5 protein-coding genes and 1 pseudogene are annotated in these 16185 nt (G+C 69.3%); 3 read left to right on the forward strand and 3 right to left on the reverse strand.

The window, feature by feature from the left end:
- Positions 1-41 precede the first annotated feature (41 nt).
- Both ACTWLT_RS09310 and ACTWLT_RS09315 read right to left on the reverse strand, forming a co-directional pair.
- A pseudogene (locus ACTWLT_RS09310) lies at positions 42-1473 on the reverse strand (endo-1,4-beta-xylanase).
- Positions 1474-2056: 583 nt separating this feature from the next.
- Positions 2057-3577, reverse strand: coding sequence for a non-reducing end alpha-L-arabinofuranosidase family hydrolase (locus ACTWLT_RS09315; protein ID WP_445317943.1), 1521 nt, complete (start codon positions 3575-3577; stop codon positions 2057-2059).
- Positions 3578-4161: 584 nt separating this feature from the next.
- On the opposite strand from ACTWLT_RS09315, the gene ACTWLT_RS09320 reads away from it, so the two are divergent.
- Genes ACTWLT_RS09320 through ACTWLT_RS09330 form a run of 3 tightly spaced genes read left to right on the forward strand, consistent with a single transcriptional unit; the run spans position 4162 to position 14669 of the window.
- On the forward strand, positions 4162-12702 hold the full coding sequence (locus tag ACTWLT_RS09320) for an RHS repeat domain-containing protein (protein ID WP_445317944.1): 8541 nt from the start codon (positions 4162-4164) through the stop codon (positions 12700-12702).
- Positions 12703-12755: 53 nt separating this feature from the next.
- Entirely contained in the window at positions 12756-13718 is a 963-nt protein-coding gene (locus ACTWLT_RS09325; protein ID WP_445317945.1) for a hypothetical protein, read from the forward strand.
- 12 nt (positions 13719-13730) lie between these two features.
- Positions 13731-14669: a hypothetical protein gene (locus ACTWLT_RS09330; protein WP_445317946.1), complete on the forward strand. Its 939-nt coding sequence runs from the start codon at positions 13731-13733 to the stop codon at positions 14667-14669.
- Positions 14670-14765: 96 nt separating this feature from the next.
- On the opposite strand, the gene ACTWLT_RS09335 is transcribed toward ACTWLT_RS09330, so the two are convergent.
- On the reverse strand, positions 14766-16184 hold the full coding sequence (locus ACTWLT_RS09335; RefSeq protein ID WP_445317947.1) for a dihydrolipoyl dehydrogenase family protein: 1419 nt from the start codon (positions 16182-16184) through the stop codon (positions 14766-14768).
- Between the last annotated feature and the right edge of the window lies 1 nt (position 16185).

Raw genomic sequence — 16185 nt, forward strand, 5'->3', positions numbered from 1 at the left:
CGGAAACCGGGCGCTCTTTCGGTGTGTCCGAGGGGTCGCGGCTACCCGATGCGGATCAGCTGCCACTGCTGGTTGCTGCCGTTCCAGTCGTCGTACTGCACGATGTTGCCGCCGTCGGCGGTCGAGGCGCCCTGCACCTCCACGACCTTGTTGCTGTTCCGATTGATCAACCGGACGTAACCACCGTCGGAGTTGGCCAACCGGAACTGCTGATTGGTCCCGTTACCGTCACTCCACTGCACGATGCTGCCGCCGTTGGCGGTCGAGAAGTTGTAGACGTCCAACACCTTGCCGGAGTGCCGGGACTTCAGCCGGTAGTAGCCACCACCCGAATCCACGAACTGCCACTGCTGCTGATTGCCGTTGTTCCGCGCCCACTGCGTGATCCGCGCACCATCGTTGGTGGCCAGGTTGTACACGTCCAGGGCCTTGCCGCTGTTGCGATTCACCAGCAGGTACCACGCGGTCGTGTCCGGAGTGCCGGGCGGGGGCGTGGTGGGCGGGTTGCCACCGGCGTTGAGTGCGTCGAGGACGGCGTTGTACGCGGCCTTCTTGTTGCCCGATCGGTCGAACAGCAGAGCGTCGTCGGTGCCGCGCCAGGAGTCGCTGTCCCGCACACCCCACACCGTGATGCCGTTGCAGCGCGCTATGGCCAGGCAGGCGCGCGTGACGGAGGCGTAGATGTTGGCCTGGTTGGAGCCGGTCATGACGTCGAGTTCGGTGATCTGCACGTCGACACCGAGGTCGGCGAAGCGCTGCAGATTGGCCTGGTAGTCACCCGGCAGCGACGTGCCCAGGTGGGACTGGAAACCGACGCAGTCGATGGGTACGCCCCGGGCCTTGAAGTCCCGCACCATGTTGTAGACACCGGTCGACTTCGCGTTGACGCCGTCGGTGTTGTAGTCGTTGTAACACAACTTGGCACCGGGATCGGCCGACCTCGCAGCGCGGAACGCCGCCTCGATCCAGTCGTTGCCCGTGCGCTGGAGGTTGGAGTCACGCCGTCCGCCGCCGCCACCGTCGGCGAACGCCTCGTTCACCACGTCCCAGGAGTGGATCTGGCCTCGGAAGTGCGTGGCCACCTGGGTGACATGGTTGATCGCGGCGTTGCGCAACGCGCTACCCGAGGCCCTGCGCCCAACCCGGTTGCTGCGCGTGCCAGAGCAGGGTGTGGCCCCGCACGGTCATGCCGTTGGCCCGAGCGTGACTGACGAGACGATCGCCGCCGGTGTAGCTGAACCGGCCCTGTTGGGGTTCGGTGGCGTCCCACTTCATCTCGTTCTCGGCGACGACGCTGTTGAACTCGCGGTTGAGGATGCCGACGTACTGGCTGTCGGAGAGCTTGCCCGTCGCGACGGCCGCGCCGAAGTAGCGGCCCTTCTCGGCTGCGGACGCCTTCAGCGTGGTCCCGGCACTGGCCGTGGAGGCCAACGTCGCCGTCATACCCGCGGTGAGCGCGACGGCGAGGGCCATCGTCGACAGCACGGTTTTCTTGGATGTCATGGCGTTCCTTCTCAGTCTTCGAGCCGGTGGTGGTGATGTGCCAGTTCGCTCGGGGAGCCGGTCCGGGACGGCGGGCGCGGCTCACGGACGGTCGGTGAGGTGGACGGCACCGGCACGCGCAGCCCGGTCGCTGTCGCCAGCGGGTGTCCCTGAGGTGACGTCCGCATGCCCTGAGGGGACGTCGTGATCGCGAGGCCGACCAGCGAGGGCTCGCCCGGTGAGCCACGGATGCGGTCGTCCTAGACATCGAGAGTGAGCGATAACATGCCGTTCGTCAAGACGTAAGGAATCATCTATTTCCCAGCCTTCGGTCCACATCGGCTGGTCAGGATGTCTCTGACATTTCGAAGGAAGAAGACCGGTGCAAGGCCGCCGTGTGGTCGCTAACAATGCTGACCGCACCTGTCGCGCCGTCACCGGTTTTTCCACGTGACCTGGGACGGGCTCGGCCTTGCGCCGAGCCCGTCCCTTCCGCTCAGTTCGACCCTGATCGCGAACCGCGACAACGTCCACCTGTTCGGCATCGCGTTGCGCGGCTCACAGGGTCGACCCGTCAGCGCTGCAGTGTCAGCAGACCCGGCCGGTACGGCAGGAGCCCGTAGTCGCCGCCGGAGTTGGGGGAACGGCCCTGGTACAGCAACTGGAGGTTGCAGGGATCCACGGTCATCGTCTGGTCGGCGTTGCCGCGGATCAGCTCGCCGTGGCTGATGTCGTTGGTCCAGGTGGCGCCGCTGTTGGCCTTGCCGGCGAAGGGATTGCTCTCGGTCGCGGCCTGCGGCGTCCACGAACCGCCCAGGCTGGTGGCCGTGAACGAGCGGAAATAGCGACCCTGCGAGCCGATCGCCTCGACCAGCATGAGGTAGCGGCTCTGACCTTGAAGCTTGTAGACCTGAACGGCTTCGAACAGGTTGTTCGTCGTGTCACTCATGATCACCGTCGACGTCGAGCCGAAACTGCCCGGGAAGTTCCCGATGGGCATGCTGGCCCGGTAGATCTTGCCGTTGTCGCCGGCGAAGAACAGGTACATGTTCGTGCTGTCACCGATGAGCGCCTGGTCGATGGGTCCCGTACCGGAGCCGGAGATGCTTCCGGAGAAGAGCACCTGCTCCGACGACCAGCCATTCGGGTTGGTGGGGTCGCTCGACGTCCGGTAGGAGAACGCCGTCCCACCCCACTGATAGGCGAGCACCCAGATGTTCCTCGGCGCGAAGTAGAACAGCGAGGGCGCGACAGTGGAGAACGACATGGTGTTCTGGCTGGCCGAGGCCATGTCGGACCAGTTCGTGAAGAGGCCGAAGTTCATCGACCCCCACCTCGTCCCGGTGTCGTGCGTCGTCGCGTAGACCAGATGCCGGCCGTTGTAGGGGGCGTAGGTGAAGTCCTTGAGCGAGACCCACCCCGACTTCGGGTTCGCCAGCGAGCCCGTCGATGTCCAGCGGTACGTCGACGGTAGAGAGCACGTGCCGGGCGGAGGCGTGGTCGGGTCACCACCGCCGTCGACGCGGACGAGTTGCCACTGCTGGTTGCTGCCGTTCCAGTCGTCGTACTGCACGATGTTGCCGCCGTCGGCGGTCGAGGCCCCCTGCACCTCCACCACCTTGTTGCTGTTCCGATTGATCAACCGGACGTAACCACCGTCGGAGTCGGCCAACCGGAACTGCTGATTGGTCCCGTTACCGTCACTCCACTGCACGATGCTGCCGCCGTTGGCCGTCGAGAAGTTGTAGACGTCCAACACCTTGCCCGACAGCCGCGACTTCAACCGGTAGTAACCACCACCCGAATCCACGAACTGCCACTGCTGCTGATTGCCGTTGTTCCGCGCCCACTGCGTGATCCGCGCACCATCGTTGGTGGCCAGGTTGTACACGTCCAGGGCCTTGCCACTGTTGCGGTTGATCAACACGTACCACGCGCTCGTGTCGACCGTCGCCGCGGCGGCGGGTGTCGACGACACCACCGCGGCGGCGGCACCACCGACGACCACCGCCACGCCGGCGGCGACGACCCGCAGCAGGAACCCGCGCCGCCGCGAGGGCGGTGAGATTGATGGAGATCTACCAAAGGCAGACATGATCCTCCTCCAATGACCAAGAGCCGAACGGTCTGCCCGAAGATGGGCGCACCGCGACGCGTGGCCGGGCGCAGGCGTCGGAAGATGTCAGCGCTAACAAGACGTCTGCATGCCCTAACGCACGCCTGATTCCAGGTCGACGAAGCAGGGCCTGCCCGGTAAGCCGCGGTTATCGTCGTCCTTAGCCATCGACTGTGAGCGATAACATGCCGTTCGTCAAGTCGTAATGTTCCGGGCTCAGACGTTCGCGCCGAGGTCCCCGAGCCGCCGATACGGCGCAAGCCACTGGCCGGTCCGGCCGGGACCGCCAAGGGCACCACCACCGCCGGAAGGCTCACGGCAGTCGAACACCAGGGTTGGTGCATATGTGACCATATGCGCCTTTTCGCCTGTTTGTTGGGGTAGACATGTGCGAGTAGCCCACGGTCGAGAGCAGGGTGCCTCGCAGTGCGCCGACTCCTGGGCAGGACGTGGGTGCAGGTGCCGACAGGCTGCGCGAGGCGGGGGTTCTGATGGCCAACGAGATTCCTGCCGTCGACCCTGCGCAGTTCGAGGTGGGGGCAATCGGGAAGTTGTCGCGGAACGTGAACCTGTTCCGAGGCGACCTCAACTACCCGCAGAATCTCGTCCAGCTGCCCGGTGTGCCGGATGACGACACCCTCGCCGTCGGCGTGGCGTTGCAGTACCGGAGCAACGTCAGCGACCAGGTCGACCAGTGGAACCTCGACGCTCCCACCGGAATCGTCGGCCTCGGCTGGTACCTCGCGTGGGACCGTATCGAGGCCTGCTTCTCCGGCTCTGTCAGCGCTGTCGGCGTCGAATACGTCTACTGGTCGGGCGGCGTCTCGAACGCCCTGGTACCCGACGCGAGCCCCTGGCTTCGCGCCCAACTCGACCAGGCGACTGTCGGCACGCTCGTCAACGGGCCGGTGTCCGACGAGGTGGTCGCGGCCTTCGCAGCCCAGGGGCTTCCGCTGGCCCCGGCGGCAAGCGTCACCGGCGATGCCGCATCGGGCTGGACGATCAGCGATCCCACCTGGGAACGGGTCTTCGCGGTCGACGTCAGCGCCAACGGCGCGGACGTCCAGGACGGCGGGCTGCGGTACCAGACACAGGACTACCTGTTCTGGCAGATCTCGTACTACCCGGAGTACGAGAAATGGGAGGTCACGACCGACTCGGCCGAGGTCAGAATCTTTGGCGGTGGGCTTGGCGGCACCGCGCAGGGCTACGCGACCAGCGCCGGCAACAGCATCGAGTGGGCGGTCAAATGGGGAGGACCGTCGGGCACCTGGTCCGGGCCGTCGATGCTGGGCACGGGCCAGGCCCAGTACGCCCGGGCGTGGAACCTCACCACCCGCCGCGATCGGTGGGGCTCCTGCGTCGGCTACGCGTACAACGAGTTTCCCCGCGATGGAAACGGCCTGCTCGGCAACAACGCCGAGCAGCTGGTCGGCACCGGGCTGCCGTACACGAAGGCGATCTACCCGACCAGCGTGACCAGTGTCGCCGGTCAGGTCGTGCTGTTCCGCTACGGCGACAAGACCTTCACCGCGGACGCGCAGGAGTACCTCGACCCACACAAGCAACTCGTCCCGGCCGACGGACCCGCGAGCCCGCCGTCGAACCTCGCCACGCCCAACGCCTACCAGGACCGCTACGAGACGCTCTATCTGCAAGGCCTCGACGTCATGGCCGCGGACGGCGACCTGATCTTCGCGATCGACCTGACCTACAGCGCGCCGCAGGTGGTCTCGACCACGCCCGCCGGGCTGTCGGTCACCGCCGCCAAGCGCTACCTGACGGGCGTCACCGAGCGCAACAGCTACGGCGCGAGCCTGCCCGGCTACGCCTTCGACTACTACCTCGACGCCGCGGACTCCCCGAACGTCGGCGCACTGTGCTCCATCACCTATCCCCAGGGAGCCGTTGCCACCTGGGCGTACGCATCGTCCTGCCTGGACATCTGCGACCGGGCGACCCCGCAGATCGAGCCACCGGACGCACTCGGCGCGGGCGCCACACCCCTGGTGTGGAGTGGCCCCGACTATGTGGTGTCGGTCTGGTTGAGCCTCACACGGACGATGGCGACACTCGATGTGTACACCTGGCTCGGCCGCTGGTCACACTGGTGCGGCGGTACCGTCTACGACGATCCCACGAACCCGCTCGACGCCGACGACACCCACACCGTCACGGCCGCCGACACGTTCGCGTTGGCGCTCGGCACCGAGTCCGGGACCAGCGCCGTCACGCTCTACAACCGCACCCCGCGACAGCCCGACCAATGGTGCGCGACCAGCGTGCCCGCGCTGGCGGGCCAGGTCAGCCTGACCGCCGGCGCGGCCTTCGTCGCCGCCGTGCTGGCCACGTCGTCGACCTACCTGCTCTACCAGTGGGCGTGGGACTGGCGCGATGGCTGGAGCGGACTGGACGATCCGGTCCGCACCGAGTCGTCACCGCTGTTCGTTCTCGGCGACGCCGAGTGCCTGCTGGTCGCCAGCACGACGACGGCCGGCACCGACCTGTCGCTCTGCTGGCTCGACCCCGGCGCGCTCTGGCACGACGGCGGCAGCGTCACCCTGCCGTGTCAGGTGAGCTTCAACGACGGCTACCAGGTCGTCTGGGACGTCGGCCCGTCCCTCGTCGCGCTGTCATTCGCCGAAGGCCCGGCCGGCTCGACCTCAACCTATGGTGTGCAGTTGCTGCGCTGGGATCTCGACTACCAGTTCGTCGACACCACGTACGTCGGCGGGCTGGCGGCCGAGCCGATCGACGGGCAGCAGGGCGTCTCGTGGCCGCCCGGGCCGGTTGTGGTCAACGGCGGGTTCGTGGCCGCGCGGGAGAACCTGTTCCGGTTCGACGCGGGCACCTGGCACACCGCGAGCTTCGCCACGTCCATGCAGGGCTACGGGTGGCTGGCCTTCGCGTACGGAGACGACGTCGCGGTCCAGGTAGCCAACGACGACACCGACGCGGTGACCGGCCTGCTGGCCTACGACCCGGACGGCGGCGGATTCCCCGAGCAGCCGACGCCGATCATCACCGCGCTGCCCTCCGGCGGCACCGTCGCCGACCAGGGTTGGCCGTCCGCGTCCGGTGGGGACTTCGTCGTCGCCCGCAACGCGGTGTACTACCGGGGCACGTCCACCACCTGGAGCGGATCGGTCCAGCAGCCGGTCTTCGAGCTGACCTCCACCTCGCAGCTCGCCGCCGACGTCGATTCCCGCAGCATCGCCAACCAGGCGCCGAGCTACCTCGCCTACCTGGTCACCGATGCGGCCGACCCGGCGAACGACGCCGTCCAGCTGCTCGTTCTGCGCAACGGCGGGGTGCTGCAACCGCTGCCCGACGTGCTCGCCGGCTCGGCCTACTACGTGCCGGGTGTGTCGCCGGGCGATCCGGACGGCCAGCTCGCGTCCGGGCCGTCGTCCCTGGTCGCATACGCCGCCAACGAGGGCGGATTCAGCCAGGCATCCTCCTACCAGGTGTTCCGCTACGCCGGGCAGGCGATGAACGGCCCGGTCACCGACTATCCGGTTGCTTCGCTCACCGTCACCGACGGCTTCGGCGGCACGTATTCGACCGCCTACGAGTTCGATCCCGCGAGCGCGACGTGTGACCCGACCGGGCAGGTCGTCAAGTACTACCGCTCCGCGGTGTACGACGGCACCACCGACCCGGCGACCTCGACGTACGGCCGTACCGTCTTCTCCTACCTCAACGGCACGGTCCCCGGGTCGACCGAGATGCTCTTCGACGGGCTCCTGCAGCAGGCCGTCGTCTTCTCCGGCGGGTTCGTGTTCGCCACCGACTTCGACGCCGCGCTCGGACTGGATCCGGCAGCGTCGCCCGGCCCGCCGCAGCCCGTCCCACCCGGGCTCGCCCAGGCCTTCACGGCCGGCGGCGTCACCCTCGGCGATGCCGCCACTGTGCAGTACCTCCAGGTCGACGGCGGATACCGCTACTGGTCGGTGAACGACCCCAGCAACGACGCGGTCTACAACCTCGACTACACCGGTGACCCCGACCCGTCGGACGCGGTGCGGGCCTTCTCCGGCGCGGCGGTGCAGAGCCGCACCACGGCGTGGACCATGTTCGACACCCGCAGCTCGTCTCCCCAGCCCGGCGCGTCGGCGTTGCCGCTGTACGGCGGGTACGTGCGACCGGAGGCGGTGGTGCAGCGGCAGGACGGGGTCCCGATGGTCACCGCGCTCACCTACCTGCCAGCCGGGCTGCCGGCCCCGTTCGCCGGTGTCGTGGTGGGACGCTGCTGGCAGCTCACCACCCTCGCCGGGGCGGCCGAGACGCACGTCGAGGAACGCTGCTACGGCCACCAGGTCTATCCTCCGCTGCTCGCGGCGAACCTGCTGCGACCCGTCGTGGCGGTGCGGGAAACGGTCACGGTGGGTGGCGCCGATCCGGTCACCGCCAGCTCGACGGCCACCACCTGGTCGCCCTGGTCGCAACCGGGCACCGGGATCTCACTGCTCGCCGCGACGCAGCACTGGGCGTGGAGCGGCGACCCGTCGGGCCAGGACAGCGGAATCTTCCCGTTCGACGGAGCCGCCGACCCGGCGTACTGGTTGACCACCAGCACCGCGACGGTGCTGGACGCACGGGGGTCGGTCCTGGAATCGGTCGATCCCGCCGGCACCGCACACGCGACGCTCACCTCGGTCGACGGGCTGCTCGACGTCGCGCACGCCGCGAACGCCAGCTTCGCCGACGGCGAGGCCACCTTCTGCGGTTTCGAACCCTACGAGGACCTGGGCGGCTGGTCGCTGACCGGCGGGGCCACCTGGGACACGACGGAGGCGCGCACCGGCTCGGTCAGCCTGCTGCTGCCCGGCGCCGGCGCCGGCGCGGCCCGCGCAGCGCTCGCGCCACGGGCGGGCGAAACCTACGTCTTCAGCGCCTGGTGCAAGACCGACCCCGGGTTCGTTCAGGCCGACTCCGGCTGGACCCTGACCGTCACCGTCGGTGGCACGCCCACGGTGGTCGAGCTTCCGTTTCCGGACACCGGCGGCGCCTGGTCGTACCAGTGCGTGCCGATCACCGTCGCGGCGTCGACGGATGGGGCGACGCTCTCCGTCACCGCCGCCAACACCACGGCGGTGCCGGTTCGGGTGGACGACCTGACCCTGACCCCGTTGACCGCGCAACTCGTCGCCCGCACGTACGACCCGACGAGCCGGGTCCCGCTCGACCGGATCGACCGTGCCGGGCACACCTGGCACACCATCCGCGACACCTTCCTGCGCGAGGTCGGCAAGACCACCTCCGCCGGCATGCCCTCTGCCATGCGGCTGAGCTACCTCTCCCGGCGGGGCAATCCGTCCGGGTTCGCGTCGACCGACCCGAACGCGTCCCTGGCGATCCGGTGCCTGTTCGGTGGCAGCTACCAGAGCTTCCGGGACGGCAACGCCTGGCAAGCCGAGTGGACGCCGTCACGCGTCGGGGCGTTCGCCGCCAGCGCCGGGATCCTCGTGCACGCGTCGGCCGGGCAGAGCGACTCCATCGGCTACGCCTGCCCGCTGCCCCCGACGTACACCGTGTACGTCGAGCTGGCCCCGCTCGGCGGCGGCCCGCTCGAGCTCACCGACGACTTCGCGATCGCCGTCGGCGACGCCGCCACGGTCACCTTCGACCACGTCAGCGGCCAGTGGCTGCTCACCCTCGACGGCACGACGATCCCGGCCCTGGCCGCCGTGCCCGGACTACCGACCTGGTGCCTGCTCACCCTGGTCGGCGGTCAGCTGCTGTTCCACGCCGACGGGCAGTTGCTCTTCGCCCAGTCGAGCCAGGCCCAGGGCACGCCGAGCATCAGCACCGGGTGCAATGCTCTCGGGCTGGCCAACCTGGTCGTTCTCGCGGGTCCGGCCCTGCGGGTCAAGCAGAGCGACGCGACCGGGGTCGCCCGCCAGGAGCACCTGCTCACCGACGAGGACTACCTGCTCACCCAGTCGATCCGCGACGGCCGGCACCGGAGGATCGTGCAGACGCTTCCGGTGCCGGGGCTCTTCGGCAGCGGCGCGTCCCTGCCCGTGCTCACCTACCGTCCCGGGCTGGTCGACCTGGCCACCTTCCTCGCCGGGCTGGACGGCACCGCGACGATGAGCGGCGACGTCGCCGACTGGTACGACGGGACGAACGACACCGACGACGGCGGCTACCCGTACCGGCGTTGGGTGCTCGAGCCGTCGCCACTCGCCCGCCAGGTCGAGCTCGGCTTTCCCGGTGCGGACCAGGCGATCGTCGACCTCGGATCGACCACGCCGGCGAGCCGTCCGACCGTGCAGTTCGGCTACGGCAGCAACGCGGGAGATCTGCCGTACGGCCTGGACCCGCCGGACACGACGTTCCACCTCGTCACGCGGACCAGTCAGACGAAGACGACGATGTCGCATCTGCTCGACGCCTCCCGCCGTCACGCTGGGCGGTTCACCCCGGACAGCGGTGCGGTCGCGCTCGACACGATCGTGCCGAACTACGGCGACGGCACCCTCGGCACCGCCCACGCCCTGCCCGACTCGTTCACGTTCGACGACCCGGCGCAGACGCTGGTGCGGCAGGAGAACACGGTCGGGCAGCTGATCCAGGAGTCGGCGCCGGACACCGGCACCATCCGCTACCTGTTCGACAGCGGTGGACGGGTGCGCTTCGTCCAGGACGCCGCGGCGGCAGCCGCCGGGCTGGTCGCCTACCACACGTGGGACGCGCTCGGGCGGCACCTGTCGGCCGGTACCGTCACGTTCGACTGGACCCCCACCACCGCCGCCCAGTTGCAGCAGTACGCCGACGATCCAGCCTGGCCGCAGGACCAGACGCAGGTCCCGTACCAACAGACCCGGTGCTGGACCTACGACGGCGACGGAACCGATCCGACGGCGCTGGGCCAACTCGTCGCCACGGTGGCGCTCACCGGCACCGGCGCTTCCCAGTACGAGGTCGCCGAGGCGTACGGCTGGGCTCCGGCCGGGGTGCTGGCGAGCCGGACAGCGACGGTGAGCCAGGGGGGCACGACGCTCGGCACGTTCACCACCACCTACGACTTCGACAACCAGGGCCGGGTCACCTGGATCGGCTACCCCGACGGATCCTCCACCGGCCTCAGCGGCGTCGCCTACACCTACGACGGCCGGGACAACGTACTGGCGATCACCGACGCCGACGGTGTGCCTTTCGTGACGCTCACCTACAACCCGCTCGGCCGCCCGATCAGCCACACCTACGGCGACCTGCCTGCCGGCTCGGCCACCTACGACCCGTTCGGTCGGCTCACCTCCTTCGGCGTGCAGACCGACGACGCCGCCTTCTCACTCGCGCTCACCTACGATCCCGCCGGCAACCCCGCGACGCTGGTCGAGGCGACGACCGGTGCGGGAGTCAAGGACGCCGCCTCCGTGCGGTACGACTACGACCCACTGCAACAGTTGCTCTGCGCGGCCGACGCGGACGGCACGCGATCGGTCGACGTCGGCTACGTCGACGCGGACGGCTGCAGCGACTGGAACGGCAACGTCCAGACCCTCGCCACCGGCGGCTCCGGCCCCGCCTGTTTCACCTACACCCCCGGGACGAACCAACTCGCCGCGGTGACCCCCGACGGCGGCGAGCCCACGACCTACACGTACCAACCGAACGGCCTGGTCGAGGCACGCGGCGACGGTCTGACCCTCAGCTACCTCGACACCACGGCACTGCCGGCAACCATCACCCACAGTCAGACCGGACAGTCGCTGACCTTCGCGTACGACGTGAACGGTCACCGCCGGATGAAGTGGCGCGGCGGCGACCCCGCACCCACGCTCTATGTACACGCCGGTGTGCCCGGCCCCCTGCTCACCGTGGACCCGTCAGGTGTGCCGACCGCCTGGGTGCACGGCCCGACCGGACTGGTCGCCATGGTCCGCGGCAACCAGCGCTACTCCGTGGTGACCGATCATCTCCGCTCCCCCCGACTCGTCCTGGACAGCACCGGAGCGCTGGTCTCGGCGTACTCGTTCGACGTGTTCGGCCGCCAGGTGCTCGCGCACGAACCGGCGCCGGGCTTCCTCCCGATCCTGTTCACCGGCCAGGAGTTCGACGCCGAGACCGCCCTGTACGCCTTCCCGGCCCGACTCTACGACCCGTGCGTCGCGCGGTTCCTCAACCCCGATCCGGCCGCCCAGTACGCCAGCCCCTACGTCTACGTCGGCAACCAGCCGACCCTGCTGACCGACCCGAGCGGCCAGTTGACGACCCTTCAGGAAAGCAGCATCGAATTTGGCCTCTTCCTGGTCGTCCTGGCCACCGTGGTCGTCAGCGCCGGCGCGACCGCGACGCTGGTGCCCGCGGCGATGGCCGCCCAGGGGCTCCTCGCCGCGACCGCCACCGGGGCCGGCATCGGCGCCGTCGGCGGCGCGGTGATGGGCGCCGCGGGCAGCGGCCTGCTCTACAGCGTGGAGACGCCGCCGGGAATGTGGAACGCGAAGACGTTCGGCGAGGAGTTCGGGGCCGGAGCGGCCGCCGGCACGGTGGGCGGCTTCATCACCGGCGGCATCGCCACCGCGTTCACGGCCGGGCTGTCGGCTGCCGGCGCGGCGGCGAGTCAGGTCCCGGAGCAGGTGGGCACCGCGCCCGTCGTGCCAGCGCCACCGCCGCCCGCCGGTGCCGCAGACGATATCGAGGAGGTGACGGCCCTCCAGGACGCCCAACCCACGGCGGCGCACGAGCCGAATGCCGCAGCCGCACCGGAGGAAGCCGCGCCAGCCTCCCGGGCCCAGCGGGCATGGACCTACGCACGCCCCCGGCTGGTGCCGAACCTCGCCGCCGGGATCGTGGGCGGCACCGCGCAGGGCACGACGAAGCAGCTGCTCACCAACACCATCAACCATGTCCCACTCACCACCGGCCTGACCGTCGGAATCCTCGAGTACACCGGCTTCGGCGCGCTGACCCCCCTGGGGGGTGTGGCGGTCAACGCCGGCGACGAAGTCTTCGCTCCCGTCTCCGCCCTGAAGTCCGCGTGGCGCGCGGACCCGTTCCAGGTCATGGTGCCGGCCGCCGGACTCGGCGTGGTGACGCTGCCGGTCGTGCTCGGTGCCTTCGTCGGCTACAGCGATCTCCGGTACGCCACCTGACCCGATTCCATCCGCCCCCCCTGGTCGGGGGCGGCACCCCGTAGAGGAGAGCCGTGGCCCATCTCAGTGTCCGCACTCAGGCGATGCCCGACGCGAACCCGTTCGCCTCGCCGGTGGTGTTCGATTTCACCGCGGACATCGACAGCGGCGAGCAGATCCTGGCGTACGCCGTCGCGATGAGCGGCTTCGTCCTGAACTACCAGACCAACTCGGCCTGGTGGGCGGAGGACGCGGGCGCGGTGGGGGTGTCACTCACCCCCAACCTGATCGGCACCGTCGTCGCCGTCGGCGGCAACGTCATGCTCACCGACTATGACGGCGACAGCGCCATCGACCCGCCCAACTCCGACAGCGGCCCGGGCAGCGTCGCGCAGGTCAGCGTGCTGGCGGTGATCGGCACGCCGTACACGTCGGCACCGGTCTGTGCCACAGCCTTCGGCCTGACCTCCGGCCAGGACTCGTCGGTCGTCCCGATCGGCGACAACACCACAAGCCTGGCCTTCCTCTCCGGGTTCTCCGTCGCCGCGAGCGACGGCACCGGCGAGATCGGCGGGCTCACACTCGCGTCGAGCGTGGCTTCTCCCGTGGGCAACCAGGTGACGGTCAACGGCAGCGTCGGCCTGACGAACTTCTCGACGACCGGCACGGTCGACGTCGGGCTCCTCTCCTACGGCGCCGATCTCGTCGGATTCGACGTGCAGGCGGCGAGCGTGACCTGGCTCCTTCCGGAGGGGCAGCAGGGCATGACCGGAGTGTTCTTCGTGGACTTCACCATCCCGTCCGGGTACTCGTCGGTCGCCCAAGCCGCGCTGCTGCTGCAGGACGTCAGCATCGTCTACGACGACACCGCCGAGTTCCAACTAATCCAGGTGATGCAGGCGGGCGACCTGAGCATCAACGCCTGCACCGTCTCCGGAAGCGTCGTGCTCAACCTGTTCAACCCGGATACCGGGGCCCACCACTACATCTGCGGGGACAGCAGCGCGACGCTGTCCGTGATCGCCCAGTTCGCCTGACCGGAGGAAATCGTGTCGATCGCCATCCAGACCAGCATGATCACCGGCAACGGCTCGGCGACATTCACGTTCCCGAGCACGATCGGTGCCTACGCTTACGCGTTGCAGCAGTTCAACCTGCAAACCCTGCAACCGGGGACGGTCATCCAGCGGATCGGCCTCGCGTTGCGCCCGCGCGACGGCACCGGCGTCGGCACCACGTCGCTCATCATCGATCAGCAGATGCTCCTCGACCAGGTGGACCTTGACGGGTCGTGGGCCGAGGTCGCGGTCATCGCGTGGCTCGGCTCCACCAACCCGCCCGGCCTGTTCCTGCAGAACCAGAACGGCATCACCGTCGACCAGATGTCGTCTGGCACGTCGTCGTCACCGGTGTCCACCGGCGGCCCCCCGACGTACGCCACCGCGGCGATCGCCGGCTTCTCGTACCAGTTCGCCGAGGACGACTCGGACTTCCTCGGCATCGGCGCCGGGGTGGGCGCCACACCCGACCCGTACGCATCCACTCCCAGCCTGTCGGTGGTCGGGTCCGGCATCTGGACCGGTGACTCGGCCTTCACCGGTGTCGTTGACGCCGCCCTGATCGCGACGACGGGAGACGATCTCGGCCTCAGCCTCGGGTACCTGCCCAACCCGGCATGGGGCACGAACGTCGTCGACCAGTTGCCGGGCCTGGGAGGCGTGCCGGTGGGCGCGGCGGCCTTCCTGATCCAGTCGTTCTTCTGCCAGTTCTGCATCAACGCCATCGGGCACAAGACCCCCGACTTCTCCCAGGTGACGACCGGTGTCCCGCCGGACGTGGTGCAGCTGAACGTGCCGTCGGACGGCAATGTCAGCTTCCGGTCCGTGCAGCAGCTCTGCGGCTGCGCCATCGTCGACGAGGGGCCGGTCATCTTCTCGGCCGAGAACCTGGTCGCCAACTACCTGATCGCTGAGACCACTTCCAGCTGAGAAGATCCGTGTGGGTGTTGACGGCATCCACGGCGAGCGGACGGCAGGCTCGCCCCGGCGCGACCAGCGACGGGACGAGCGCTCGGTTGTTCACCATCAGCGGCCGTAGGTCTCTAGCAGCCGTAGCCAGACCTCGCTGACGGTCGGGTATGCCGGAACCGCGTGCCACAACCGGTCCAGCGGAACCTCGCCGACAATGGCGATCGTCGCGGCGTGGATCAGTTCCGCGACGTCCGGGCCGGCGAGGGTGAAGCCGACGACCACCTTCCGGTCCTCGTCGACGACCATGCGGGCGTGTCCCTTGTAGCCGTCGGCGTGCAGCGAAGACCCGGCAACGGCGCCCAGGTCGTAGTCCACGACCCGGATCCGCAGTCCGGCTGCCTCGGCCGCAGCCGCGGTCAACCCCACCGACGCGACCTCCGGGTCGGTGAAGACCACCTGCGGCACCGCACGCTCGTCAGCCGTCGCCACGTGCCGACCCCACCGGCCGTCCTCGACCCTCTCGCCCTTCGCCCGGGCCACGATCACGTCGCCCACCGCGCGCGCCTGGTACTTGCCCTGATGGGTCAGCAACACCCGCCGGTTCACATCACCGGCGGCATACAGCCACTCCCCGCCGACGACGCGCAGAGTGTCGTCGACCGCGAGCCAGGCACCCGGCGCCAGCCCAACGGTCTCCAGTCCGATGTCCTGGGTGTTCGGCGTACGGCCGATCGCCACGAGAACCTCGTCGGCCTCCACCTCATCACCGCCAGCGGTCCGGATGTGGACCGCCCCGCTGTCGTCGCGGTCGACGGAGACGGCCTCCGCGCCGACGCGTACCGACACGCCGGCCTCGCGCAGCGACTCGGTGACCAACTCACCCGCGAACGGCTCCACCGACGGCAGCACGCCGTCACGGGCCAGCACCGTCACCGAAGACCCCAGCGCGGCGAACGCGGTCGCCATCTCGGCCGCCACCACGCCACCACCGATGATGGCGAGCCGGCGGGGAACCGACCGGGCCGAGGCGGCCTCGCGGCTGGACCACGGCGACGCCTCCCGCAGGCCCGGGATGTCCGGCAGCAGAGCGCTGCTTCCGGTCGCCACGACCACCGCGTGCCGGGCGGTCAACCTCGTCGTGACACCGTCGACGCCGGTCACCTCGACGACCCGGGCCGAACGGATCCGCCCCTGCCCACGGTGCAGCGCGATCCCGGCCGACTCGAGCCAGGACACCTGCCCGTCGTCCTTCCAGTGCGACGCGAAGGAGTCCCGGCGGCCGAGCACCGCGGCGGCGTCCAGGTCTCCCGTCACCGCCTCCCGCGCACCCGGCAGTTGGCGGGCCGCCCGCAACGCGGACGCGCTGCGCAGCAACGCCTTGGTCGGCATGCAGGCCCAGTACGAGCACTCCCCGCCGACCAACTCCCGCTCCACAACGGCGGCGGTCAGGCCGCCCCGGACGACCCGGTCGGCGACGGTCTCTCCGACCGGACCCGCGCCGATCACGACGACGTCGTACTCGGTGGTGGTCATG

It is taken from the genome of Micromonospora yongxingensis (assembly GCF_052601155.1).